Consider the following 25,889-nt stretch of genomic DNA (forward strand, 5'->3'; position numbering starts at 1 on the left):
GACCATTGGAGCTCTGGCGAGTGTCGTCTTACTTTTTCTGAACGCCCGACCGGTGGTGTCTGACGAGCTTGCGAGGAGTTCCGCCGGTCAGTGATAGAAAAAGCCAGACGACCGACAGAAGCGACCGGGTCGACAATTCCGATCACCGAAGACGAATAAGTAACGACAGAATAATTCTACCTTTAAACCAAGTATCATCCGATCCTTCGGATCTCTGCACCGATCGCATTCAATTTTTCATCGATATGCTCATACCCCCGGTCGATCTGGTCGATATTATGAATTGTACTGACTCCCTGAGCCGATAGAGCGGCGATCAACAGAGCAATACCGGCCCGAATATCGGGAGAGGTCATTTTGGTAGCCCTTAACTGTGATTCGTGATTCTGTCCGATGACTGTCGCCCGGTGGGGATCGCAAAGGATAATCTTAGCTCCCATATCGATCAGCTTATCTACAAAGAACAAGCGACTCTCGAACATTTTCTGATGAATCAACACACTTCCTTTAGCCTGGGTAGCGACCACCAGGAACACACTCAGTAAGTCGGGTGTCAAACCGGGCCAGGGCGCATCCGCAACCGTTAGAATCGAGCCATCGATAAAATCCTCGATCATATAATGCTCCTGACGCGGAATATACAGATCGTCTCCGCGTTCCTCGATCCGGATACCGAGACGGCGGAAAGAATCGGGAATGATTCCCAATTGGCGTATATTCACATTCCGGATCGTAATCTCCGAACGGGTCATCGCAGCCAATCCGATATAACTTCCCACTTCGATCATATCGGGCAGACAACGATGATGACAACCTTTCAGCTCCTTTACTCCCTCTATGGTCAGAAGATTCGAAGCAATCCCCGAAATCCGGGCGCCCATCGCATTCAGCATCAGACATAATTGCTGGATATATGGCTCACAAGCCGCATTATAAATCGTAGTCATTCCCTCTGCCAATACCGCAGCCATAATAATATTAGCCGTACCTGTCACCGAAGCTTCGTCGAGCAACATATAACATCCCCGTAATTTCTCAGCCGAAGCCCGGAAGCAACCTTCCGAACTATTATAATCGAAAGTAGCCCCTAATTTCTCAAAACCCAGGAAATGAGTATCCAACCGCCTCCGGCCGATTTTATCTCCACCGGGCTTAGGGATCAATCCACACCCGTAGACTGCCAATAGTGGCCCGAGAATCATGATAGACCCCCTCAGACTGACCGCTTTATTATAAAAATCTTCCGTTTCGAAATAATCAAAGTTGATATCCGAAGCCTTGAAGACAAATTCTCCATGTGCAGGGTGTCCGACCTGTACGCCCATCCCCTGCAATAATTCGATCAGCTTCAAAACATCCAGAATCTCAGGGACATTGGATAGGGTTACCTCTTCTTTGGTCAGTAAACAGGCACAGATCACTTGTAATGCCTCATTTTTAGCTCCCTGAGGACATAATTCCCCTTTCAGTCTTCTTCCTCCGGTAATTGCAAATTTACTCATATCGCTTATTTAAAAGAACGGCAAACGACTGCCGAAAAACAAACTATCCATATCAACAAACTCTGTATCAACTTCTAATCGCCAATCGTCATTCCTAAACCGCCCATCAATTTAAAATCCGATTCAATCATTCAAAGTTATCAAAAAAGGCGTAAAACAAAAATAACTTCAATTTTATATTGTCTTAAATCAATTATATGGTTACATTTGTAGGTATTGTAATAAATATTCAAAATATTCGGAGATGAAGAGCTTTTTGAAATATACCCTGGCGACTATTGTGGGTATAATGATTGTCCATGTTATTCTGTTTTTTATTTTTATCGGGTTTATCGGAGCCATCGCTTCTTTTTCAGAAAAAACAGTTACTGTAAAAAATAATAGTATTTTAACTATTAAACTGGAAGGAGAAATTCTGGACCGGACTTCCGACAATCCGCTCGACAATATCGATTTTCTCTCATTCACTCCAAAGAAAAATCTGGGATTAAATAAAATATTAGCCAGCATACAAAAAGCAGCCAAGGATTCGCGTATCCAGGGAATTTATCTGGACCTGACCGAAATTCAGGGAAATTTCGGAGCCCTGGCCTTTACTCAGGAAATCCGGAACGCTTTACAAAAATTCAAGGAAAGCGGAAAGTTTATTTACAGTTATTCGAATCTGGGATATTCCCAAAAAAGTTATTATCTGGCTACCGTTGCCGACAAAATCTTTGTAAACCCCGAAACACCTTTGTTGTTAACCGGAATGAGCAGTAGCATCTCTTTTTACAAAGAGACTCTGGCCAAACTGGGCATACAACCCGAAGTAGTGAAAGTCGGTAAATTTAAATCGGCCGTAGAGCCTTTTATCTCCGACGAAATGAGTCCCGCCAACCGGGAACAGGTACAGAAATACCTCGATTCTTCCTGGGGGACGATTGTGAAAGGAATTGCAGAAAGCCGGAACATCCCCGTCGATTCGATCAATGCCCTGGCGAATCGTTTCGATTTCTACACTACCCGCCAATTTCAGGATTTCGGTTTCTTCGACGGTGTTCTCTACGAAGATCAGATGCTTGCCTTATTGAAGGAGAAATGTGGGGTAGGAAGTTCGGATCCATTGAACCAGATTGCTCTGACCGATTATCAGAATGCCTCGGTTCCGGAAGTACCGATCGAATTTAATAAAGACAAAATTGCCGTCGTATATGCTTCCGGAGAAATCGGACTGGAGCAAAAAAATAATACCATAGGGCCGGAGCTCGCAAAAACAATCCGTAAAATCCGGGAAGACAATACTGTGAAAGCCATCGTCCTGCGCGTAAACTCACCGGGAGGCAGTGCCCTGACTTCCGACATTATCTGGCGGGAAGTCGAACTAGCCACACAAACCAAACCGGTGATCGTTTCTATGGGTAATGTAGCAGCTTCAGGAGGATACTACATTTCGTGTGCAGCCGACACCATCGTCGCCGAACCGACGACTTTGACCGGTTCGATCGGAATCTTCGGTATGTTTTTCAGTGGCGAAAAACTGATCGAAGATAAGATGGGAATCCATACCGATGTAGTCAAAACCAACGATCACAGTGATTTCGGCGGAAGCTATCCCCTCCCTTTACCGGTCAGTAACCGGGCTTTAACTCCCTACGAAAGGAATGTACTGCAAAACTATGTCAATCAGGGGTATGAAACCTTTCTGAGCCGTGTTATGTCCGGCCGCGGTTTAACCCATGACGAACTTCATGCCATCGCTCAGGGACGGGTATGGACCGGAGAAGATGCCCTGAAAATCGGTTTAGTAGATGTGTTGGGAGGATTAGAAGATGCGATTCGGATTGCGGCTCAGAAAGCCGGTATCGAAAAATACAACCTGACGGAATATCCGGTAGTAAAAAGTCCGATAGAGGAATTATTCGCCGAGTTTACGACAGAAGTAAAAGCACGCCTGTTGAAAGAAGAACTAGGCACTTTCTATACGACTTGGGAACAGATGAAAAATAAGGTAGAAAACCAGGGATTACTGGCACGTATTCCCTATGATATTGCATTCAACTAGCAAGTTCACGAGCTATTTATCAACAAAAACCACGGCCATGGCATTTGTCAAAATAATATTGCTGCCGCTCAGTGTTATTTATGGTGTTGTCACCGGAGTACGTAATTTTCTTTTTCATATCGGAATCCTGAAATCACAAACTTTCAGGATTCCGGTTATTTGTGTCGGTAATATCACTGTAGGAGGTACCGGAAAAACGCCTCATACAGAACTGATCATCTCGGAGCTAAAAAAGAAATTCCGGGTAGCCTGTCTTAGCCGGGGATATAAACGCAAGACCAGAGGCTTTATCCTGGCCAACGAACATTCTACCGCCGCTGAAATCGGAGACGAACCGATGCAGATCAAAAGTAAATACCCGGATATTCTGGTAGCTTGTGATGGTAACCGAGTGAGAGGAATCCAAAAACTTCTTGCCTTACCGGAACCTCCCGAAGTGATCCTGCTGGACGATGCTTTCCAACACCGATATGTACAAGCCGACAAAAATATCGTTCTGATCGATTATAACCGTCCGGTACACGAAGATTGTCTGCTTCCGGCAGGCCGGTTAAGGGAAAGCGTACAAGCACTGAAGCGAGCTGACTATATTATCGTCACTAAATGTCCTAAAAGTATCCAACCGATAGAAAAGAGGATTTTATCCAAACACTTAAAGATAAAGCCTTATCAACAACTCTTCTTCACCACCCTGGAATACGGTAAGATCAAGCCTCTTTTCCCGCAATACGAATCTATCGTACCGGACCGAAGTAGCAGTATCCTGTGCCTGACAGGCATAGCACAACCCGGTCCTTATATCGATCATTTGAAAACTTTCACCTCGGATATCACCGGAATCCGGTATCCGGATCATCATCATTTCTCCAAAAAAGATTTTCAGCAGATTGCCCGGGCTTTCGAATCCATCGAAAATCCGAAGAAATATATATTCACCACCGAAAAAGATGCGGTGCGGCTGAAAGCTTGTCCCTTACCCGAAGAATTGCAAAGGGTGATTTATTATATTCCGGTGGAACCCGTATTTATCGACCAAGACGATTTACTATTAAACGAAATATCAGAATATGTTAGGAAAAATCAAAGATAGTGCAGCTTATATTTCCCGTTTTCTGGAAGGGGAAAAATATCGGATCGGTATCATCCTGGGTACAGGATTAGGAGAATTAGGCAAATCGATAGAAATAAAACATACGATTCCCTATGCCGGAATTCCTCATTTCCCGGTATCCACCGTCCAAGGACACAAAGGAAATCTATTAATCGGGAAATTCGGCGGGAAAAACGTAATCGCAATGCAGGGACGTTTTCATTTTTATGAAGGTTATCCGATGCAAGAAGTCACTTTTCCTATCCGGGTATTACATGAATTAGGCGTGAAGTATCTCTTCGTTTCCAATGCTGCCGGTGGTGTCAACACTCAATTTCTGGTGGGCGACCTGATGATCATCACCGACCATATCAATCTCTTCCCGGAACATCCGCTGCGAGGGAAAAACATCGACGAGCTCGGGCCCCGCTTCCCCGGCATGACCGATGCTTATAGTCCCAGAATCATCCGGCTGGCAGAAGAATGCGGAAAAAAATTAGGTATTCCGTTACAGCACGGTGTATATGCCGGCCTGCAAGGTCCCTCTTTCGAGACACCCGCAGAATACAACTGGATCCGGGTTATCGGAGGAGATGCTGTAGGCATGTCCACCGTACCCGAAATCATTGTAGCCCGCCATATGGGTATGGAATGTTTCGGTATGTCGGTAATCACCAATAGTACGGCTTCACCGGAACTGATCAAAACCAACCACACCGAAGTTCAGGACATCGGCAATACAGCCCAACCCCGCATGACCGCTCTCTTCCGCGAGATTATTGCAGAGCTGAAAGAGAGTTGATGAGTTTAAAGAGTTACTGAGTTTAAAGAGTTGTAGAGTTAGTAAGTTATAAGGATATCAAGTTAATTCAACTCTATAACTCATTAACTCTTTTCATATATGTATGTCCTGCCCGGACTTCCAAAGAAAAAATAGAAAAGCTCAAAACCCACTTCACCGTGCTAGCGCTGATCCGGTCGACAACCGACAACATCATCGCCCGCTACGTGATGAGTTACACCTATAGCGACCGTTTCGAAAAGGAACTGGCACGTGTAAAGAAAATGGCAGAGATCTTACCGGATAAAGGGGAAAAATACCTTCGGGAAATGAACAATAAAAAACACATCCCCCCTGGCGCCCCTCTACCGGAAACGATCCTTGAAAATGTACGGGGAGAAAAATGTCAATTGTCGGACCTGAAAGGGAACTGGCAAATCCTTACAAGAAATACTGGAGAATCTGAAATAGTTCAGGCGATAAACAACTCGATCACGGGCACTAAAATGGCGGTCATAATGCCCATCACACCGATGGCTAATCCGCTGATCGCTCCTTCTACCGCTCCCAGTTCCATGGCCTTGGCAGTCCCCAGACCATGGGCTGCAGAACCTAAAGCCAACCCACGCGCAATCCGGCTTTTGATTCCTAAACGCTCCAGAATAAAAGGACCGACCAAGCCACCGAAAATACCGACGACAATCACCACCACGGCCGCAATGGCCGGTATCCCTCCCGACCGTTCAGCAATACTCATCGCGATCGGAGTAGTCACAGACTTCGGCTCTAACGAAGCGATCAAAGCATGATCGGCACCGAAATACCGGGCAATAAAAATCACGCTCAATACCCCGGTTATACAACCGACAAATACCGAAGTAATGATAGAAACAGCATTTTCTTTCAATTGGGCGATCTGTTCGTAGAGTAAATACCCTAATACGACAACTGTCGGTCCAAGCATAAAACTAATTATCCGGCTTCCTTTTTCAAACGACTCGTAGGAAATCCCCAGGAAATGAGTGATCAGCGCCAATACGGGTATAGATACCAACAACGGATTCAGGATACTCAGTCTTGTTTTTCTGAACAACCATACAGCAGCGAGATACACCCCGATCACCAAGGTTAATATGAATATTTCGGAATTTAATAAAACAGTCATAAGCCAAACAGCATTTACATTTCTAAATCAACGGTCTTCCGCCCCTTTCCGATGTTTCTCAAACCATTGTTGTATCGAAGCCACGACGACGATCACCACCACCGTACTGACGGCACAGGCCACCAATACCGCCTGCCAATACTGAGATAATATATCTAAGGCATTCACAATCCCAACCCCGGCAGGAACAAAAAACAAAGCCATGTTATCACAAAGAAACCGGGCAACAGGCTTGATACGTTCAGGCTTGACCCACTTCAGGCATAAAGCGGTAAACAACAACATCATCCCGATCACACTCCCGGGAATAAAACCGTTCACCAGCCATCCCACCAACTCGCCGAGCGCAAAAAAGAAAAGTACAATAAAAATACCTGGTAACATAGTTAAAGTAAAAGGTAAAAGGCTATAAGCTAAAGGCTAAAAGCAATAAACTAAAAGCAATGAGCGGATTAGCTTCGAAAACCGATACAAAAATATAATATTCAGCCCAAAGTTATGCTCCATCCGATTATTTTTGTCCCAGCAATTTACGAAAACGTTCGTCCTCCTTAATCGCTTTCACCCTCCAGCTTCTAGCTTCTAGCTTTTAGCCTCTAGCCTCTAGCCTTTAGCTTTTAGCCTCTAGCCTTTAGCCTCTAGCCTCTAGCCTCTAGCCTTTAGCTTTTAGCCTCTAGCCTCTAGCCTTTAGCTTTTAGCCTCTAGCTTATTGCTTTCAGCTTTTTAACCTCTAGCTTTTCATCCCGATCCCTGCCCCGAACCTCCCCGCTTTCTCCCCTTCTCTCCGATAGGAGAAGAAAAGGTCCGGATGACAGACCGAGCACATACCGGCCACTTCTATATTTTCATTTTTCACCCCACATGCCAGCAATTCTTTACGGTTAGCTTCCCACAAATCCACCTGGTATTTTCCCGGTTGCTTTCCCAGACCAACGATCGCCTGATTACCGGGAAATAACTGTTGAAACACCCGGGCCACTTCCTCTCCGACTTCGAAACAACATTTCCCGATCGAGGGGCCAATAGCCGCCACTACCCGTTGGGGATCGCATCCGAAATTTTCCTGCATCACCCGCACGGTTTCCACGACTATATTAGCCGCAGTACCTCTCCATCCGGCATGTACTGCGGCAACCACCCTTTTCTCCGGTTCGAACAGGAGTACCGGGACACAATCGGCAGACAACACCATCAGACATATCCCCGGCTGATTCGTCACCAAAGCATCCGTTGCCGGAATACGGCTTTCCCTATCCAAAGCCCCTCTCCCGGCTTCCTCAGCCGTAACGATCCGCACTGTCGCCGAATGTACCTGCCGGGCGGTAATCAGCCGCTCTACCTCAAATCCTGCAGCTTCCGCCAGGCTCCTGCGATTATGCTGTATGATCTCAGGATTTTCCCGATCGGAAAATCCGATATTTTTAACTCCCGAAGAGACAAAATGCATCAATTCCGGATAAGCGGATAAATTCCGGAACCGATAAAAAGGGAAATCCCCGCTAAGCAGTTTCTCCATATCCATTCATTTTAGATCGACAAAATTAGCCCAAGTTCGGATAATCCCCAAAGTTTAAGCTCCAAACCGTCATAAAAGTAAACTTTCAGCCGATTCCAACGTATGTTTAAGAAAAAAATATGTTACAGGACTATTTGACATTAAGGCAAGCATACCTCACCCGACCCGACACCCGGACTCAGATACATCAAAATTATGTCCGGAATTTGTTTTTATACGAAACTTTCCGGTTGGGCGGACACAACCTTCCACCGACAATATTCGAGAACATCGTCAGTACCGGTAAACCTCAATCGACAGAGACAACCCGTCAAGTCTACGATCTTTGGCAAGCCTGGCAATATTGTGAAAAACAAGCAGCCCTTCGCCAGCCTTTAGACCTTTCGTTTGTCAGAGCGGTTTCTGCCCGTATCATGAAGCATACCGGTGGCGAAACGACTACTTCTGTGGGACGTTACGATACTTCGTTAGGAGATTTCCGCCTCGGCGAGGATTATGACGAAGTATACCCTTTGGCTGATTTCCGTAAAATCCCCCTCCTGCTCGACAATCTGTGCCGGACTACCGATGTACAACTAACCGAAGCCGGTGTAAGCGAGAACATTAAAATTGTGGCCAACTTCATGTACGATTTTATGCATATCAAGCCATTCGGTTATTGCAATCTGGAAACCGGTATCCTGCTCATCAACTTTTTGGAACTGAAAGAAGAGCATCCCCTGCTCATCCTGTTTGCCGACGACCGGGCAGAATTACTCAATGCCCTGAAACGGGGAAAAATCAGTGAGACACCGGAAACCCTCGAAGCATTTATCCTGCATGAACAGATTAAATTCTTCAATAGGGAAATTTAAAAGTAACTCATTCAAAACCAGCATCGAAAAAAAGTCTTCATTTTTCTTTGTAATTAATAATAGATGAGCTATCTTTGCCGTCCGATAATGGAAAGAATAATTATAAAATTTTACATACAATGAAAAAGGGCATACATCCTGAAAATTACAGACTGGTAGTATTTAAAGATATGTCTAATGGCACGACTACCATTACTAAATCAACTGCAGCAACAAAAGAAACCATCGAGATCGATGGTGTAGAATATCCGTTGGTAAAAATGGAAATCTCCAACACTTCACACCCGTTCTATACCGGTAAAGTGAAATTGGTGGATACTGCCGGTCGTGTAGATAAATTCATGAACCGTTACAAGGACCACATGGAAAAAAGAAAAAAATAATCGTTTCTCTCTAAATGAAATAAAAAAAGCGAAAAGAAGACTTTTCGCTTTTTTTATTTCCTTCCCTCTATTCCCTAAGCAAAATCAGCATTCGGAACAAAATGCTCCCTACTCAATTGTGGCACAGGATTTGTGCTATAGGTAATGAATTCTATTTTTACACAAAACATTGACAAAATGTCAGTTGTTACTCGTATAAAAATTTATAACCATAAAACAAGAGAGGACGAATAAATGGATAAAATAAATCTGAAAGCAGTGTTATTACAGAACATGGGAGAAGATTCGGCAGATTTCCTACCCATCATGGGGGACGAGAAAGAACTGCTGAATGATAATATGCAGATTCCTGACACACTGCCAATTTTACCGCTACGGAATACGGTATTATTTCCGGGCGTAATCATTCCGATCAACATCGGACGGGATAAATCTTTAAAGTTGATCAAAGATTCCTACCGGCAGAGTGCCCTGATCGGAGTAGTTGCACAAAAAGATACCAATACTGAAAATCCGGATATAAACGATCTTTACCAGATCGGAACAGTAGCTTCTATCCTGAAAATACTGGAAATGCCGGACGGAACCACCACAGCCATCATTCAAGGCAAGAGAAGGTTTTTATTGGAAGATATCCTTTACGACGATCCTTACCATGTTGGGAAGATCAGTTTGAAAAAAGAAGAAGGGGTACCTGAAAACGATCCGGAATACAATGCGATAGCAGAATCGTTGAAAGATATGGCTTCCAAGATCGTCAAATATTCCAGCCATATCCCTAATGAAGCAGGTTTTGCGCTAAAAAATATCGAGAGTATGCTTTTTCTGATCAACTTCATCTCTTCGAATACAGATGTAGATTATCAGAATAAACAAGAGTTGCTGGAAATCGACAACCTGAAACAACGGGCGATCAAACTACTGGAAATCCTGAGTAAGCAGGTGAGTTTACTGGAATTGAAAAACGATATTCAGAAGAAAGTAAAAATGGATATCGACAAACAACAGCGCGAATATTTCCTGCATCAACAGATGAAGACCATACAGGACGAACTGGGAGGTAATCCGACCGACGAGGAAATCAAAGAACTGGAGGAACTGGCCGAAACGAAAGAATGGAACGGGAATGTCCGGGAAATTTTCAACAAAGAGCTGAACAAGCTGAAACGGTTGAATCCTTCTTCCCCCGATTACTCGGTACAATCCAATTATTTGAGGGAAATGCTGGACCTGCCCTGGAATCACCTCTCGGAGGACAACCTGGATCTGGAACATGCACGCCAGGTACTGGATGCCGATCATTTCGGACTGGAGAAAGTAAAAGAAAGAATTTTAGAATACTTAGCGGTTTTAAAGTTAAAAGCCGATATGAAATCGCCGATTCTGTGCCTCTACGGCCCTCCGGGAGTAGGTAAAACTTCCCTGGGAAAATCTGTAGCCCGGGCCTTGAACCGCGAATTTGTACGGATGTCTTTAGGTGGATTGCACGATGAATCGGAAATCCGGGGACACCGGAAGACCTATATCGGAGCTATGCCGGGACGAATCCTTCAGAGTATCAAAAAAGCAGGAACTTCTAATCCTGTTTTCATTCTGGATGAGATCGATAAAGTGGGTAACGATTTCCGGGGGGATCCTCAATCTGCCCTGTTGGAAGTGCTCGACCCGGAACAAAACGGCAGTTTTCACGATAATTTTCTGGATATCGACTATGATCTGTCGAAAGTGATGTTCATCGCCACAGCCAATGACCTCAGCACGATTGCAGGTCCTTTGCGCGACCGGATGGAAATCATCGAAGTGACGGGTTACCTCATGGAGGAAAAACGGGAAATCGCCAAGCGGCACCTGATTCCGAAGCAATTGGAAAACCACGGAATTACGGCCGGGCATGTAACGATCCCAGACGAGATCATCGACCTGATCATCGAGAAATATACCCGCGAATCGGGCGTTCGTAGTCTGGACATGACCATAGCTAAAATTATGCGCCATGTGGCCCGGAAGGTCGCTATGAATAAAAAATTCACGATTACGCTCGACGAAAATAAGGTGAAAGAATATCTGGGAAGCCCGATTTTCTCCCGGGAGGAATATCAAGGGAACGAACTACCCGGTGTCGTGACCGGATTAGCCTGGACAGCCGCAGGAGGAGAAATTCTCTATATAGAATCGAGCTACAGCAAAGGCAAAGGGCATCTTAGCCTGACCGGTAACCTGGGAGAAGTGATGAAAGAATCCGCTACTTTAGCACTCGAATACATCAAATCGCATGCAAAAGAGATCGGGATCGACGAAAAGATGTTCGAAGAAAACGACATCCACGTCCATGTTCCGGCTGGAGCTGTTCCCAAAGACGGACCTTCGGCAGGGATCACCATGGTTACTGCACTAGTATCCGCCCTCACCGGCCGGAAAGTGAAAAAAGCCATCGCCATGACCGGAGAAATCACCCTCCGTGGCAAAGTATTACCGGTAGGGGGAATCCGCGAAAAAATCCTGGCCGCCAAACGAGCCGGAATAAAAGAGATCATCCTTTGCAGTGAAAACAAAAAAGATATCGACGATATCAAAAAAGAATACCTGAAAGGGCTGAAATTCCACTATGCGGATCATATCAAAGAAGTGCTGGAAACAGCGCTTCTAAAAGCATAAAGGAATCTCCTGTGAGACCTATGGTTTTTAGTTATAACGGCGATAGCAGTCCGACTTGACTTCTGAACCGTTGTAACTATTTAAAAGTATGTTTACAAGTATAAATATATATAACTACCTAAAAAAAAACTCATGGAAAATCAAGAACTGCAAACCACCCGGAATCAATCGATCGTTACAATCGGTGATTGGATCATTACGATGATCCTGATGTGTATTCCTTTTGTGAATTTTATTATGTTATTAGTCTGGGCTTTCAGTGCCGGTACTCCTGTCAGTAAAGCCAATTGGGCAAAAGCTACTCTTATCTTTATGCTGATCGGATTTGTATTGGTGATCCTGTTTTGGGGAGCCATCGGCGGACTACTCTTAAGCAATATGTAGACACACGTAAACTCAAATAATGATATTAAGATCCCCGGTCTTAATATCATTATTTGAACCGATATCCTACAACTACCGTATTTCCTTCCTCCCCCTGCTCCCGGTAGATTTTCATGAGATCGGGGTGAGCCCGTCGGTAGGCCTCCCATTGTTCCTCATTCAAGGAGGCTTTCAAGCGGTCCAGCATCATACAGTAATCAGAAGAGGGAAAATAAAAATACATATAATCGTCGCACTGACGCATGCCCGGGTTCCAGTTATGGTATAATCGCAACACTGCATTCGGTTTATATCTGAAATTTCCCACCGACAACAAATCATCGTCCACTAAATCATAATTACAGGTTACTTTTTTCAACTTATCATAAACCAATAAATAATATTTTTGATTCACTAAAACTACAATCAAAACATATTTATTATTTTCCGACATCTCAATTACAGTCAAACAATTATCTGAATACCCAGCCTTTCCGCATAGACGAAAGTTTTTAAAAGAACCTTTATCTAAATAATAACGTAAGGTAACCGTATCTTCCGAAACCTGATAAATACTATTGTCGATATCAGAATAATAACAAAAGGTATCATTCACTACATACGACTTATTCCTTACAGCATATTTCCCTACCTTCTGACCTGGGAAATAAGAAATTTTTAACTGTCCGCTCTTCCAGTTTACCAGATTCACCAAACATTCCTCAGACCGATATGTCGATCCACAAACAGGTGTGTTTAGATATACTGCACAACTATCATTCAGCATCCACTTAAAATACCCCACTCCATATTCATAAGAAGGATGCTCGGATTTCTTCTGCCAAAGCAACGTTCCGTCCAAAGCATAGCAATGAAAACCCAATACATCCCCGGCTAATACATTCGAATCAGGGGTCAATACAATTTCATGCGGCAAATAAAGATATTCATCCGGTCCACGGCCAAACCGGCCAAGAGTGTGCTGAAACTCACCGGCAGAATCGAATACGCTCAAGGTTACCACATCAGTCATGCCCTCGGTCACTATGGAAGTCGCAACAATCCGATCCCCCATTTTTACAAAGTCTCCGATTCTATTACATACGATCCCTTTAAAAGTCAGCACTTCATATCCATCGAAAAGCTCGGACATCTTCAATGTCCGGGCTTCATCAGGCTTAAAACGAATAACCGGTACCGACTCTTCCTGCATACTCCCGGAAGAACATGCCACCAAACAAAGCCCTATAAGAAAAACAATCGAAAAACGATACAACATAGGATTATTCTGCTATGAATTGACACTGAGGCCCCCAAAAACCTTGGAAACAAACGCAATAACCATATACTGTCGTTGCATTTTCACCGTTTTTTTCAAAATATCCGGAGATACAATACTCTTCTTCAAGTACATTTTTATCCCAAGCCCATATTTTTTGTTCGGCCCAGGCCATCAAAACAAAAAACAAGGCTATTCCTATCAAAACGAATGATTTTTTCAATGCTGTTTTCATAATACAAATGGTTTAGATTAATAATTGCAACATATTAATTTATATTAATAAAAACAACTATTTCTAAATAATTTATCAATAATGCCCGAAAATAAAAATTTTCCAGTGATTAAAGTCCGATAATAAAAACCACTCCGAAGCTGATATCCAACCAATTATAGCGCCACCGGCTATCGGTCACCCGTTTGTTGGAAACTTTATCCCTCATATACACTTCTTTATATTCCAGGCTCATCAAGCTAATATCCAAAGCCAGATACTCTTTGAGCCGCGCCCATAAGCCCGGTTTCAAGGTAGACACCCATAATTCGTGTTTTCCATCGTGTCCTTTTTTCAGAAAGCTTTTTCCCCAGCCATATCCACTGGTTCCCTGCAGGTATAACCGGACTCCCCCACGAGGAGCATACAGCCGGAAAAATCCACCTGTCTCCAGTGTATACTGGTGTCCCTCGTCATCCATCATATATTCGTAAGCCAGATCGGCCCCCAAGGCGATATTATTCGTCACAAAATAACCTGGCGAAACAATGCCTTTGATGGTATATCCCAGATTGACAATCTTCCCGTCATAGGTCACTAATTTCCCGCCTCCGGTGTAATTCAACCGGGCTCCGATCGTCATTTCGCCTCCATATTGTGCTTTGAGGGTCATACCCAAGCATAAAAATAAACCGAAGAACAGTATTTTCTTCATGATCTGTTTTATTTACCTGCACAAGCTATTCATTCAAGCTCTGCGTCAACTTCTTCACCAGCTTATACTTATTAAAAAATTCCTTCAATACAACCCGCAGAACCGTATAGGACGGAATCGCCAGAATCATTCCCAAAATACCGGCCATACTACCGGCCATCAAAATCACCAAAAATATTTCCAAAGGATGGGCGTGTACACTACTCCCATAAATAAAAGGCTGAAAAACAACATTATCGATCAATTGAGTCAACAACATCGCTATAGTCATATAGATCAACAGCGGCAGCATCTGATCGTAAAAATCCAGCCCCAAATTCAACACGACTCCCACAGCCAATCCGAAAAATACCCCGATCATAGGCCCGATATACGGTATCACATTCAAAACTCCGGTCACCAAACCGATGACAACCGCATTACTAAAGCCCAAACCGACAATCGTCAGTCCGATCGTATTCAAAGCCATAACCCCCAAAACTTCGAGCAATAATCCGACAAAATAACGGACCAGTAATTTTTGTATGGAATCCAAAGCATTCCGGGCCTGTTCTTCGAAGCGGGAAGGAAGCACCGCCATCACCATCCCTGAAAACAAGCGGCTATCCTTCAGAAAGAAAAATAAAATAAACGTAATGGAAAAGAGAGCGACAAAAATATCCGTCATCGTTCCGGCTACCGTCCCGAACCAGGTTTTCAGCTGACCGACATTAAACACTTTACTCAATAAATCCGTCACATAAGCATCCACATCCTGATCCTCATCCATCAAACCGTAATGCTTCATAAAATGTCCGGCATCCTCGATCGGGCTTTCCAATTCGGAAACGATATTAGACACACTTACATTGCCCAACGACTGAAATTCACGGATAGCGAGCGGGATAATGGTACTAAAAAAAAGAATAAATAATCCCCAAAGGCAAATCACCGTGATTCCGGCTTTCAAACCATCAGGCAAACGATAGCCCCGGATCTTCACCCGGCCTAATAAATCGATAATCGGCCTGCCGATAAAAGAAATGACAGCTGCCACTAAAATATAAACGATGACAGAAAAAAAATACCAGGAAAAGAAAATTGCCCCAGCTAATGCGACAATTCCTAACACATATTTGGTGACTGAATTCATTCCGCTCCCTTTTTTCAATTGCTTTTCTCCTCTCTTAATTTTCCAAAAATAAATAAAAACCTTTGATTATTTTCTTAAATACCTCAATTTTTAAAAAGATCGATCAAAACCGGAAATGAAGGGGTTTATCCTGTCTGTATTCCATAATATCTCCACGGATCCACCAACTTAAACACCCAAAAACTCTTTGAACACGATAAACTTTATAAGCCTCTGCCCCCTCTAAACCGATTTTTTTTTTAAAGATTCAGAAAAAGAGCGAAGAAGATTAGGTTATTTTTAAAAACCTTTATATCTTTAATACGTTAATTTTAGATCGAAACAAACCGTTTAAAAACATGTTCATACGCCTTTGGCATATCTATTATGATGGTTTCAGCCATTTACCCAAATGGGGAAAAATATTGATCGCAATAGTTGTGGCCAAACTATTGGTCCTGTTTGTGGTATTTAAATTCCTGCTCATGCCGAATTATCTCAATACGACCTATACGACGGAACAGGAAAAAAGTAATCATGTACTCAACGAATTAATTACCAAACCTTAGCTTATGATATCAGAATTAACCACTACAACTTTGGTCGAATGGTCACGCTGGCAATTTGCGATGACCGCCATTTACCATTACATGTTCGTACCTCTCACTCTGGGGTTATCCTTTCTACTGGCTATTATGGAAACCATGTGGGTCAGGACCGGTAAGGCCGAGTGGTTGAATGCCACCAAATTCTGGATGAAGCTTTTTGCAATCAACTTCGCCATCGGTATAGCTACGGGGCTGATATTGGAATTCCAATTCGGTTCCAACTGGTCGAATTATTCCTGGTTTGTCGGGGATATTTTCGGAGCTCCTCTGGCCATCGAAGGTTTGTTCGCTTTCTTTCTCGAAGCCACTTTCTTCGCCGTCATGTTCTTCGGCTGGAACAGGGTAAGCCGTCGTTTTCATCTGGTTTCCACCTGGATGGTATTCATCGGTTCCAACATTTCCGCTTTGTGGATCCTGGTAGCGAATGCGTGGATGCAAAACCCGGTAGGCATGGAATTCAACCCGATGACAGCCCGCAACGAAATGTCGGATTTCTGGGCGGTACTACTCTCACCGACAGCCATGAGTAAATTCTTCCATACCGTCACCTCGGCTTATACGCTTTCGGCTTGTTTTGTCGTTGGAGTAAGCGCCTGGTTTATTCTGAAAAAAAGACATTTCGAATTTGCCCGGAAGAGTATCCTGCTGGCCTCCGTTTTCGGCTTCCTGAGTATCATCGCTACGATCTTCACAGGCGACACCAGTGCCCAGGATGTTACCCGTACCCAACCGATGAAACTGGCTGCTATGGAGGGACTCAACGAAGGAGGGAAAGGAGCCCCGTTTACCTTGATCGGCTTGACTTGCACCGATCCTCAATTACCGTCCGAACGTATGAAAACGGTAAAATACGGTATTACCATTCCTAAACTTTTATCCTTCCTGGGGTATCATGACTTCGATGCCTATGTGCCCGGTATCCAAAATATCATGGACGGCTACACCTCCGAAGACGGAAAAGTATATCCTTCTATAGAGCAACGCATGGCCAACGGCCGTCTGGCGATAGATGCACTGAAAACGTACAAACAAGCTGTTAAAGACAAAGACGATGCGCTGGCTAGCCAATCTTTACAGACACTACGGGCCAACTTCCAGGATTTCGGTTACGGCTATCTCAGTTCGCCTTACGACACGATCCCTCCTGTTCCTCTGGTATTCTATAGTTTCCGGCTGATGGTAGGTCTGGGCATGCTATTCGTTTTGTTGTTTATCTGCTCCTGGTGGTATGCCAAGAAAAGAAAATTCGAAAAATTCAAGTTCATCCCCTATCTGGCTATCGCGTGTGTTCCGTTGGCATATATCGCTTCGCAATGCGGATGGATCGTAGCTGAAGTAGGACGTCAACCTTGGGTGGTACAAAACCTGATGCCCACGAATGTGGCCATCACCCGCATCGCTTCGGGTTGGGTTGTCACCACCTTCTGGATGTTCGCCATTTTGTTCACCTTATTATTGATTGCCGAGATCGGAATCATGTTCACCCAGATCAGGAAAGGGGTAAAAGAGTAAAAAATGAAAAATGAGGAAACCATAACGGCCTGAAAAGTTATAGTCCTCACAAACGATAAATAATAATGGATTATGGATTTAAATATATTACAACATTACTGGTGGATCTTGATCTGTATATTAGGAGGTTTACTGGTATTCTTATTGTTTGTACAAGGAGGACAAAGTCTTCTTTATACCATAGGAAAAAATAAAGACGAACGGGATTTGATCGTCAATACCCTGGGACATAAATGGGAATATACGTTTACCACATTAGTGGTATTCGGCGGAGCTTTCTTCGCCAGTTTTCCCCTATTCTACTCAACCAGTTTCGGAGGAGCCTATGTCGTCTGGATGCTGATCCTCTTTTGTTTTGTCTTGCAAGCGGTATCTTATGAATACCGGAATAAAAAAAACAATTTTCTGGGCAGTCGGACTTACGAAGTATTCCTGATGATCAACGGATTCGCTGCGCCTCTTTTGTTGGGAGCCGCTGTAGCTACTTTCTTTACAGGTTCCCCTTTCCGTCTGGGTGTAATGCATGATGTCGAATGGATGACACCCTGGCGCGGTCTGGATGCCTTGTTCGTCATCACCAACTATTTCCTGGCTTTAGCCGTTTTCTTCCTGGCACGGACATTAGCAGCCCTTTATTTTATTCTTACTATCGATGATCCGAACATCCGCATACGCAGCCACCGGCAAGTGAAATTCAATGCCGTACCGTTCGTTCTCTTTTTCCTGTTGTTTATCGGTTTTATTTTTGCCGGTGAAGGGTATGCAATCACCCCGGAAGGAAACATTGCATTAGTACCCTATAAATATTTTTATAACCTGATAGAAATGCCGCTGAATGCCTTGATATTCATTATCGGAGTAGCAGGAGTACTCTACGGCATCATCCGAAACTGGATATTTCCCCGATGGACGAAAGGAATCTGGTTTGCAGGAGCCGGAACGGTATTGACCGTTATCGCTCTGCTGATTCTGGCAGGTTTCAACCAAACCGCCTTTTATCCCTCATATGTCGATCCTGATTCCTCACTGACTATTTACAACGCTTCTTCGTCCTTATATACCCTGAAAGCGATGTCCTACGTATCTATTATCATACCTGTAGTAATCGCCTATATCTGGTATGCCTGGCGGACGATGACCCGGAAAGCCATCGACAAGCAGGAATTAGAAGAAAGTGAAAATAAATATTAATCCACCGATCCCTCCCAGGGAGGGATCGGCATTATGCCGCACAGGCAATGCAAAAACTTTTAAACCATATCCGGTGCCACGATCCTCGTTCCCCTAACTAACCGGATAATTCAGTACCGATGATACCATCAAAGAACGGGAAATGAAAAGTCTGAAAACCGATCTCACCCTTTTCTGATTTTCACTCAAAGCCTTATCTTTGCGCAACTGAAAAATTCATACGTTCATGAACAGAATTAAAGGTATCCTATATGCTATCGTCTCCTCTTCGACTTTCGGACTGGCCCCTTTTTTTACGCTGACCCTACTAAGCTTCGGCTATTCATCTTTTGAAGTATTGACCTACCGTTGAGGGATCGCTTCCCTTTGCCTGATCGGATTCGGCCTATTGGCCGGGTGTAATTTCCGGTTAAGTAAAAAGGATTTCGGGGTCGTCTTTTTGTTAAGCCTGTTTCGGGCAACGACCTCATTCAGCCTGGTGATCGCCTATCAGAATATTGCCAGCGGTGTAGCTTCGACAATTCATTTTATGTATCCTTTAGCTGTAGCGCTGGCCATGATTTTTTTCTACCATGAGAAAAAATCCGGCTGGGTCATTTCGGCAGTACTCCTATCCATTCTCGGAGCAATCCTCTTATCTTCAGGCAATATAGCAGGTTATAACGCCAACGTGACGGTAGGTATTATTTGCGCCTGCATCTCTATTTTCTCTTACGGAGGTTATATCATCGGAGTCCGGAAAACACGGGCTGTAGCGATCAACTCCACCGTACTCACTTGTTATGTCATGGGATTAGGGGCGTTGTTTTTCATTATCGGCGGGTACCTTACAGAAGGCATCCGGTTAGAAACCCAAGGAAAGGTATGGCTTTATATTCTAGGCCTGGCTTTACCGGCAACCGCTATTTCCAATATGGCCTTAGTCAAAGCAATCAAGCATATCGGTCCCACATTAACTTCGATCTTCGGAGCGATGGAACCGTTGACCGCTGTTTTTATCGGTATAGTTGTTTTCCATGAGACTTCAACGATAGGCGGTATTTTAGGCATGCTACTCATTATTATAGCAGTCTTCATCGTCGTCGTCAAAGAAAACCGGAAGTAAAAGGAAAATAACCTTAGGAATCCGGAATAAAATCGCAGATTTATACCTGTAATATGTATATCACTGCCTAAATTCGAATCAAGGCTTAAGGATTCTTTTAACAGAACTTTCAGTTTACCCGACTGTCGGGTAAACTGAAAGTTCCTAAACAACAAAATCCTATTTTTGAGTTCAGTATTTCCGAATCGGCGTAATCACCACCTGGAAAGTATAGTCCTGATAAGGCAACAGATAAGGTTGTAACGGCCAGGCACCCCAGCTATTGATACATCCCAATCCCATTTGTTTCAGGTCAAAAGACAAGGTGGTCAATCCACGTGGTTTCAATTCTCCGGAATGCCGCTGATCTTTGTCCCAACCGTCATCCAGGTCTTCCGGTAAATAATTCAAAGCAGAGGCTGAGAAAGGAACATCCGAACGAATAGCCAAACCACGTCCATCGATATCGGTCAGTTTCCACCAACGGATATCCGATTTCGTACCGGATTCCTGCGGACGGATATAAGGATAATACTGATCTTTCACCAACTGACGGTAACGGCCCAAACGCTGACTCTCATTCCGGTCGTCATAATTCTCAACAGGTCCCCGGCCATAATAATCGATCCGGTCGAATCTGCCCGGCATCACCAGTTGCATACCGAAACGGAACAGGTGGGGCATATCTTTCTTCTCCTTATCGACAGCAAGCTGTTCACTGATCCGAATCTCCCCATTTCCACCGATAAGATAAGTCATGGTCAATACAGCTGCCAATCGGGGTAATTCATAAGTGGTCACCACCTGAACCCGATTGCCTTGTTCCTCTGCCTTAAAGCTCTTCAATTTCAATCCGGGATTCTTCCAATCCACAAAGCGGCGGTGAAGATTCGCCCCGAAATCATTATCTGTCGGAGCCCGCCAGAAATTGGGCCGTAAAGCATATCCATATTCGATCATCTCATACCCATTCAGACTGATCCCCTCTATCCAACCGGACCATTTTCCAAAAGTCACCTGTACTTCTCCGGCACTCACGACAGCATGTACCAAATCTTCATACAGAGAAGCCTTTTGCCCGGTTTCGGCCAATTCAACCTGAAACAAAGGATAAGGGGCAATCTCCAATTGTTCTTCCGCAACCGCATAACCTGCCGGAAGTAATTGCCGGGCTTGTTTCAGGCGATAGGTCACATTCAGCAGAATTTCACCTTCAGCAGGAAGATCCGTTTCTTTATACCCCAATACGACCGATTGTGTCTGTTGCGGGGCGATCTGCAAATCCATCACAACACCCTGTCTCACCGGCTCTCCATTCTGCAACAATTGCCACTCCAGGTAATAGTCCGAAAGATCGGTAAAGAAATTCTCATTATACACATTTACGATTCCTTTCCTAAGAGCTGCCGGTGTAGTCCATATCGACTGATACATCTTCCGCACTTCATACATATGGGGATTCGGCACCCGGTCCGGACTGATCAAACCGTTGCAGTTAAAATTCTTATCCGAAGTATCGTAGCGGTTGTAATCTCCCCCGTAAGCATAAATCATTGCGCCGTCTGCCGTATACTTCCGAAGTCCCTGATCTACAAAATCCCAGATAAAACCGCCCTGCAAATTCGGGTATTTCCGGATCAAATCCCAATATTCTTTAAAACCGCCCAAAGAATTTCCCATGGCATGCGCATATTCACACTGAATCAGTGGTCGTGAATCCCCACTCTTAGCGAAATTTTCCATCCAATTCAGGTCGGCATACATCGGACAAACAATATCCGTATGGGCTCTGCGTCCTGCCTGTTCATATTGTACAGGACGGCTGCCATCTCTCTGTTTGATCCAGTCGTAACAAGCCACAAAGTTCGGTCCGTCACCGGCTTCATTTCCCAACGACCAGAAAATAATCGAAGGATGATTTTTAAAAGTCTCCACCATCCGCTGATTTCTTTCGAGGTGAGCCTTGGCATAAGCCGGTTCCTTGGCCAGTGTCCGTTCGCCATACCCCATCCCATGAGATTCGATATTGGCTTCACACACGACATACAACCCATATTCGTCACAAAGGTTATACCATTCGGGATCGTCCGGATAATGACACGTCCGCACGGCATTCAGATTATTCTCCTTCATCACCCGTATATCCTCGATCATTCTCTCCCGGGATACCTGATATCCGGTCAAAGGATCCAATTCATGTCGGTCAGCTCCTTTAAACAAGACCGGCTGCCCATTGACCCATACCTGCCCCAATTCTTTCTTCAGTTCGATTTTCCGGAATCCGACCCGTTGCGGAACAACTTCCAGCACTTTTCCGGCATTATTTTTTAAAGTCAGCAACAAAGTATACAGATTAGGCTCTTCAGCACTCCATTTTGCCGGATTTTTCACTGCCATTTCGGTACGCACAATTCCTTCTCCATCGGGCTTGACACTCGTTTTTTCTACGATATTTCCTGCTTTATCTTTCAATTCGAGTTCCACTGTCCCGCTGTTCCGGGACACTTGGGCCACGACATTCAAAGACCCGTCACGATACGCCTCATCCAAATCGGGAGTGATAAAAATATCCTTCAGATGTAACGGATTCCGGGCATACAACCAAGCTCCCCGGGCAATACCGGATAAACGCCAAAAGTCCTGATCTTCAAGATAACTCCCGTCACACCAACGATATACCTGCATCGCGATCAGGTTCTTTCCCGGCCGTACATAACCGGTTATATCGAATTCGGCTGCCAGCTTACTATCTTCGCTATAACCGACAAATTTTCCATTCACCCATACATATAAGTTCGAAGTGGCAGAGCCTACATGCAGAAACACCTGCTGTCCTTTCCATGAAGCAGGAATTTCAACGGTTTTTCGATAAGAGCCCACATGATTATTCACCGTTTCTATTTTCGGAGGATCAGGTGTAAACTGATTCGACCAGGCATAACCCGAATTACGGTATAAGGGATCTCCGTATCCATTCATTTCCCAGATTCCGGGCACCGGGAAGTCCACCCAATATTGATCCTCGAAATCCAACCGATAAAAGTTTACAGGCCGTTCGGTTTGATCCTTTACCCAGTTAAACTTCCACATCCCGTTCAACGATAGAAAATTGGATGATTCTTCTCTTACTCCTTGCTCAGCCATTTCCCTGGAAGGATAAGCAAAATAATCCGCCCTTGCCGGTGCACGGTTGATCGCATTCAACTCCGGATCGAGCCATTCCTTCTTTTGAGCAAACGTTGTCATAGAAAGGCATAAGCCTAGACACAATAACAGTTTTTTCATAAATTATAATATTAAATGCCAATTTATTCTGCTCAAAAATAGTCAATATTACACCTATCGAGGTAGAAAAAGAATTAAAAAAGGAAGAAAAATATACGAATAGTCTGAAAGTGGTTGTATGAAACCCTCATTCCAGCGTCATTTTCTCTGGTATACAAATGTACATGAGGGTTTCATAACATGCTTGTCATTCATTATTGCCGATCTGCATTTTCGTTAGGAATACACGACTCGGGTTTTTATACAAATGTTTGGCAAAACCTTTACGGCCACTTTCTGTCACAAATCCACACGTAGCATTATTCGCCATAGTCAACTTATCTACTCCGTCCGATATCACCAGCCCGGATAACTCTTTTTCCGTTATCAACATAAAGTTCAAAGTTATTCCTCCCATAAACTTCGTTGTATTCATTTCAGAAGCTTTATAATCGGTATATCCCAGCCCGTGCATAATATCTTCTGTCTCTGATGCTGCCGGATTCAAACAATAATATTTAGAATCGTTGTCAACATACAATATGACATCGATCTCACTCAAATGAGCTTTATAATCGGCCATATCATAAACCACATCTTCTGTCGGATTATACAGCCATGCCACGTTCTTTCCAGTCATTGTTATGCCATGGCGGTTATTGATGTACCTGATCATCTCAAATTTCTGATCCAACACTTTTGTGGTTCCGTCATTCCGGGTAACTTTCAGTTTTATGCCCAGACTTTTACCACGCAGCGATTCGTCATCCGGCATAATCAACGGATATTTCACCAATACGGTAGATATCTCCCGGGAAAAATAGCCTTCACTATCCAAGGATAATGCTTTATCTTCATCCACCATAGCAAAAGTAACGTCTTCCACGACAGGCCGGATTCCATCTTCCGAGGTAATCTCGATCCGGCTCAATTCTCCTTTACTGGTTGAAGCGACAAACTGAAATACAACTGTTTCTCCCGGTTCGGCTTTAATAGGATTATTGGTTTCTATGACGGTAAGGTTCAGCTCCCCATTGGATTCCAATACATCATCCATAGAACAGCTTCCCCATAAAAACAAAACCGGTAACAATAATAAATATATCTTTTTCATAATTCTATACTTTAATCGATTAAAGTGGTTTTTGTTCTACACTGGTATTATGCTCAAACTCAGCACGCGGTATCGGGAAACAAAGCTGATCGTCTTTTTCATAATTATCGTTCCAGGTTTTCAACAGCCGTTTGCCTCCGACTCTCATCCGCACGGCAAGATAGTACAAGGCTCCATTCTCCATACCGATTTCCCGGAGATTTTCATTGAAGATTTCATTCATCAGACTTTCCCGGTCCGGATAATCCGATGCTTTCAACGGCGTAGCTCCTGCCCGGTTACGGACAATATTCAGGACATCCACCACGTCTTTCACAGGACTGTCGGTCCGTAACATCGCTTCCGCCTTGATCAGGTACATCTGAGCTACACGCATATAATACATCGGACAGTCGCCGGTGGATACATAATGCTTCTTCCAGATTTGTCTTTTATATTTTTCCCCGTTCAGATTAGTAAATTCCAGAGAATCGAAAGTCACTTCATACCGGGGATCCTCTTCCGGAAAAACCGCAAGATACGCACTCGACGGTTGATAAGTCCCGCCACCGAACATTTTAAACAAACTCCCCACATTATCATCCATCGCAGGAGGATTCTTCATGAAACGGGTAAACAATAACTCTTTCGAGTCATATCCATGCTGAAAAATATCAGCATAAGTATCCTCCATTCCAAACTCCGCACTACCGATCACTTCATTTGCCAAACGGATGGCTTCGCTATAATCGCCATCAGCCCCCCGGTTCATCAGTAAGTCGGCTTTAAAAGCTTTCGCGAAAGTAGCACACACACGGTACCTGGAATAAAATGCCGGAGCATATTTTATGGCATAGTCCAAATCTTCAAAAATCTTTTCATAAGATTCTTTGACTGTAGCTCTTGCCTGATTGTTGTTGGAAAGCGAAGAAGGTTCCAGGCGTATAATCGTCCCTAACCGGCTGTCGAGATCCCAGAAATATCCGTATTTCCGTAACAAAAAAGCATGCGCGAAGCCCCTCAGGAAACGGGCTTCGGCCAACATTTCCGTCTTACGGTTCGGCCCGAAAGCACTTTCCGGTAAACGATCGGTATAATAGATGAAATTATTGGCCGAATTCACAATCTTATAACCACTCTTCCAGGGATTCTCCGCATCAGAATTATCATCCAATACCTGCAAACGGGGTAATTGTTCCCCTTCCGTTTTTGAACGATAAAAAGCTGTAGGATCTAACAATCCTGTACGGAATTCATTATCACAAATGTAATAGGCACTCCATGTTCCCCATCCCTCCAGGTAGGAGTATACCCCATTCAAAGCGACCTTTGCCGAAGATTCATTGGTAATCGCATTATCTCCCACCAAATCATGAGGCGGAATTTCATTATCGAACATACTGTCACAACTTCCTAATGTCAGCAGCAAAAGTATCAACGACAAACTGCTATATATCTTATTCAT

The 25,889-nt window shown here is 44.0% G+C and carries 21 protein-coding genes and 1 pseudogene; 11 read left to right on the forward strand and 11 right to left on the reverse strand.

All coding sequences use genetic code 11. The features are described 5' to 3' along the window. Positions 1–194 precede the first annotated feature (194 nt). Complete coding sequence (murA, locus tag AC5RDS_RS15815) at positions 195–1,502, reverse strand: UDP-N-acetylglucosamine 1-carboxyvinyltransferase (protein WP_013613258.1); 1,308 nt, start codon at positions 1,500–1,502, stop codon at positions 195–197. A gap of 244 nt (positions 1,503–1,746) precedes the next feature. Between murA and sppA the strand changes: the two genes are divergently transcribed. From sppA to AC5RDS_RS15830, 3 genes are read left to right on the forward strand one after another with little or no spacing between them, the layout of a single operon-like run. Next, complete coding sequence (gene sppA / locus AC5RDS_RS15820; protein WP_046405057.1) at positions 1,747–3,546, forward strand: signal peptide peptidase SppA; 1,800 nt, start codon at positions 1,747–1,749, stop codon at positions 3,544–3,546. Between the two features lie 37 nt (positions 3,547–3,583). Then, a complete protein-coding gene (gene lpxK / locus AC5RDS_RS15825) occupies positions 3,584–4,636 on the forward strand; it encodes a tetraacyldisaccharide 4'-kinase (RefSeq protein ID WP_013613256.1) in 1,053 nt (350 codons plus the stop codon). Next, complete coding sequence (locus AC5RDS_RS15830) at positions 4,614–5,438, forward strand: purine-nucleoside phosphorylase (RefSeq protein ID WP_013613255.1); 825 nt, start codon at positions 4,614–4,616, stop codon at positions 5,436–5,438. The genes lpxK and AC5RDS_RS15830 overlap by 23 nt, the downstream gene beginning before the upstream one ends. A gap of 451 nt (positions 5,439–5,889) precedes the next feature. On the opposite strand, the gene AC5RDS_RS15835 is transcribed toward AC5RDS_RS15830, so the two are convergent. From AC5RDS_RS15835 to pgeF, 3 genes are all read right to left on the reverse strand, one after another. After that, entirely contained in the window at positions 5,890–6,582 is a 693-nt protein-coding gene (locus tag AC5RDS_RS15835; protein WP_013613254.1) for an LrgB family protein, read from the reverse strand. Between the two features lie 27 nt (positions 6,583–6,609). Further along, positions 6,610–6,966: a CidA/LrgA family protein gene (locus tag AC5RDS_RS15840; RefSeq protein WP_013613253.1), complete on the reverse strand. Its 357-nt coding sequence runs from the start codon at positions 6,964–6,966 to the stop codon at positions 6,610–6,612. 346 nt (positions 6,967–7,312) lie between these two features. After that, positions 7,313–8,098: a peptidoglycan editing factor PgeF gene (pgeF, locus tag AC5RDS_RS15845; protein WP_118112914.1), complete on the reverse strand. Its 786-nt coding sequence runs from the start codon at positions 8,096–8,098 to the stop codon at positions 7,313–7,315. A gap of 119 nt (positions 8,099–8,217) precedes the next feature. Between pgeF and AC5RDS_RS15850 the strand changes: the two genes are divergently transcribed. From AC5RDS_RS15850 to AC5RDS_RS15865, 4 genes are all read left to right on the forward strand, one after another. Continuing rightward, positions 8,218–8,952 carry a Fic family protein gene (locus AC5RDS_RS15850; RefSeq protein WP_046405059.1) on the forward strand — a complete coding sequence of 245 codons (735 nt, stop codon included), beginning with the start codon at positions 8,218–8,220 and terminating at the stop codon, positions 8,950–8,952. A 119-nt stretch (positions 8,953–9,071) separates the two neighbouring features. Continuing rightward, on the forward strand, positions 9,072–9,335 hold the full coding sequence (locus AC5RDS_RS15855; RefSeq protein ID WP_013613250.1) for a type B 50S ribosomal protein L31: 264 nt from the start codon (positions 9,072–9,074) through the stop codon (positions 9,333–9,335). 234 nt (positions 9,336–9,569) lie between these two features. Then, positions 9,570–11,990, forward strand: a complete 2,421-nt coding sequence (gene lon / locus AC5RDS_RS15860; RefSeq protein WP_118103297.1) for an endopeptidase La — start codon at positions 9,570–9,572, stop codon at positions 11,988–11,990. 132 nt (positions 11,991–12,122) lie between these two features. Then, the gene (locus tag AC5RDS_RS15865; RefSeq protein WP_013613248.1) at positions 12,123–12,374 is read left to right on the forward strand and encodes a hypothetical protein; all 252 of its coding nucleotides are present in this window, start codon (positions 12,123–12,125) and stop codon (positions 12,372–12,374) included. Between the two features lie 49 nt (positions 12,375–12,423). Here AC5RDS_RS15865 and AC5RDS_RS15870 read toward each other — a convergent pair whose 3' ends face one another. The 4 genes from AC5RDS_RS15870 to AC5RDS_RS15885 all read right to left on the reverse strand — a co-directional run bounded on the left by AC5RDS_RS15870 (position 12,424) and on the right by AC5RDS_RS15885 (position 15,693). After that, positions 12,424–13,632, reverse strand: coding sequence for a DUF4934 domain-containing protein (locus AC5RDS_RS15870; protein WP_215658046.1), 1,209 nt, complete (start codon positions 13,630–13,632; stop codon positions 12,424–12,426). Positions 13,633–13,636: 4 nt separating this feature from the next. Continuing rightward, on the reverse strand, positions 13,637–13,867 hold the full coding sequence (locus AC5RDS_RS15875; RefSeq protein ID WP_118112885.1) for a hypothetical protein: 231 nt from the start codon (positions 13,865–13,867) through the stop codon (positions 13,637–13,639). Positions 13,868–13,976: 109 nt separating this feature from the next. Continuing rightward, positions 13,977–14,561, reverse strand: a complete 585-nt coding sequence (locus tag AC5RDS_RS15880) for a hypothetical protein (RefSeq protein ID WP_013613245.1) — start codon at positions 14,559–14,561, stop codon at positions 13,977–13,979. A gap of 25 nt (positions 14,562–14,586) precedes the next feature. Next, positions 14,587–15,693: an AI-2E family transporter gene (locus AC5RDS_RS15885; protein ID WP_022161126.1), complete on the reverse strand. Its 1,107-nt coding sequence runs from the start codon at positions 15,691–15,693 to the stop codon at positions 14,587–14,589. Positions 15,694–16,031: 338 nt separating this feature from the next. Here AC5RDS_RS15885 and AC5RDS_RS15890 point away from each other — a divergent pair, with 338 nt between their 5' ends. From AC5RDS_RS15890 to AC5RDS_RS15905, 4 genes and pseudogenes are all read left to right on the forward strand, one after another. Continuing rightward, positions 16,032–16,241, forward strand: coding sequence for a DUF4492 domain-containing protein (locus AC5RDS_RS15890; protein WP_013613243.1), 210 nt, complete (start codon positions 16,032–16,034; stop codon positions 16,239–16,241). 3 nt (positions 16,242–16,244) lie between these two features. Beyond that, entirely contained in the window at positions 16,245–17,792 is a 1,548-nt protein-coding gene (locus AC5RDS_RS15895) for a cytochrome ubiquinol oxidase subunit I (protein WP_306444969.1), read from the forward strand. A gap of 72 nt (positions 17,793–17,864) precedes the next feature. Continuing rightward, positions 17,865–18,983, forward strand: coding sequence for a cytochrome d ubiquinol oxidase subunit II (gene cydB / locus AC5RDS_RS15900; RefSeq protein WP_013613241.1), 1,119 nt, complete (start codon positions 17,865–17,867; stop codon positions 18,981–18,983). 226 nt (positions 18,984–19,209) lie between these two features. Then, a pseudogene (locus tag AC5RDS_RS15905) lies at positions 19,210–20,088 on the forward strand (DMT family transporter). 171 nt (positions 20,089–20,259) lie between these two features. Here AC5RDS_RS15905 and lacZ read toward each other — a convergent pair. The 3 genes from lacZ to AC5RDS_RS15920 form a co-directional block, all read right to left on the reverse strand. Further along, positions 20,260–23,352, reverse strand: coding sequence for a beta-galactosidase, LacZ type (lacZ, locus tag AC5RDS_RS15910; protein WP_494222406.1), 3,093 nt, complete (start codon positions 23,350–23,352; stop codon positions 20,260–20,262). Positions 23,353–23,539: 187 nt separating this feature from the next. Next, positions 23,540–24,445, reverse strand: coding sequence for a hypothetical protein (locus tag AC5RDS_RS15915; protein ID WP_013613239.1), 906 nt, complete (start codon positions 24,443–24,445; stop codon positions 23,540–23,542). A gap of 19 nt (positions 24,446–24,464) precedes the next feature. Further along, positions 24,465–25,889 carry a RagB/SusD family nutrient uptake outer membrane protein gene (locus tag AC5RDS_RS15920; protein ID WP_013613238.1) on the reverse strand — a complete coding sequence of 475 codons (1,425 nt, stop codon included), beginning with the start codon at positions 25,887–25,889 and terminating at the stop codon, positions 24,465–24,467.

This window comes from Odoribacter sp., assembly GCF_985060555.1.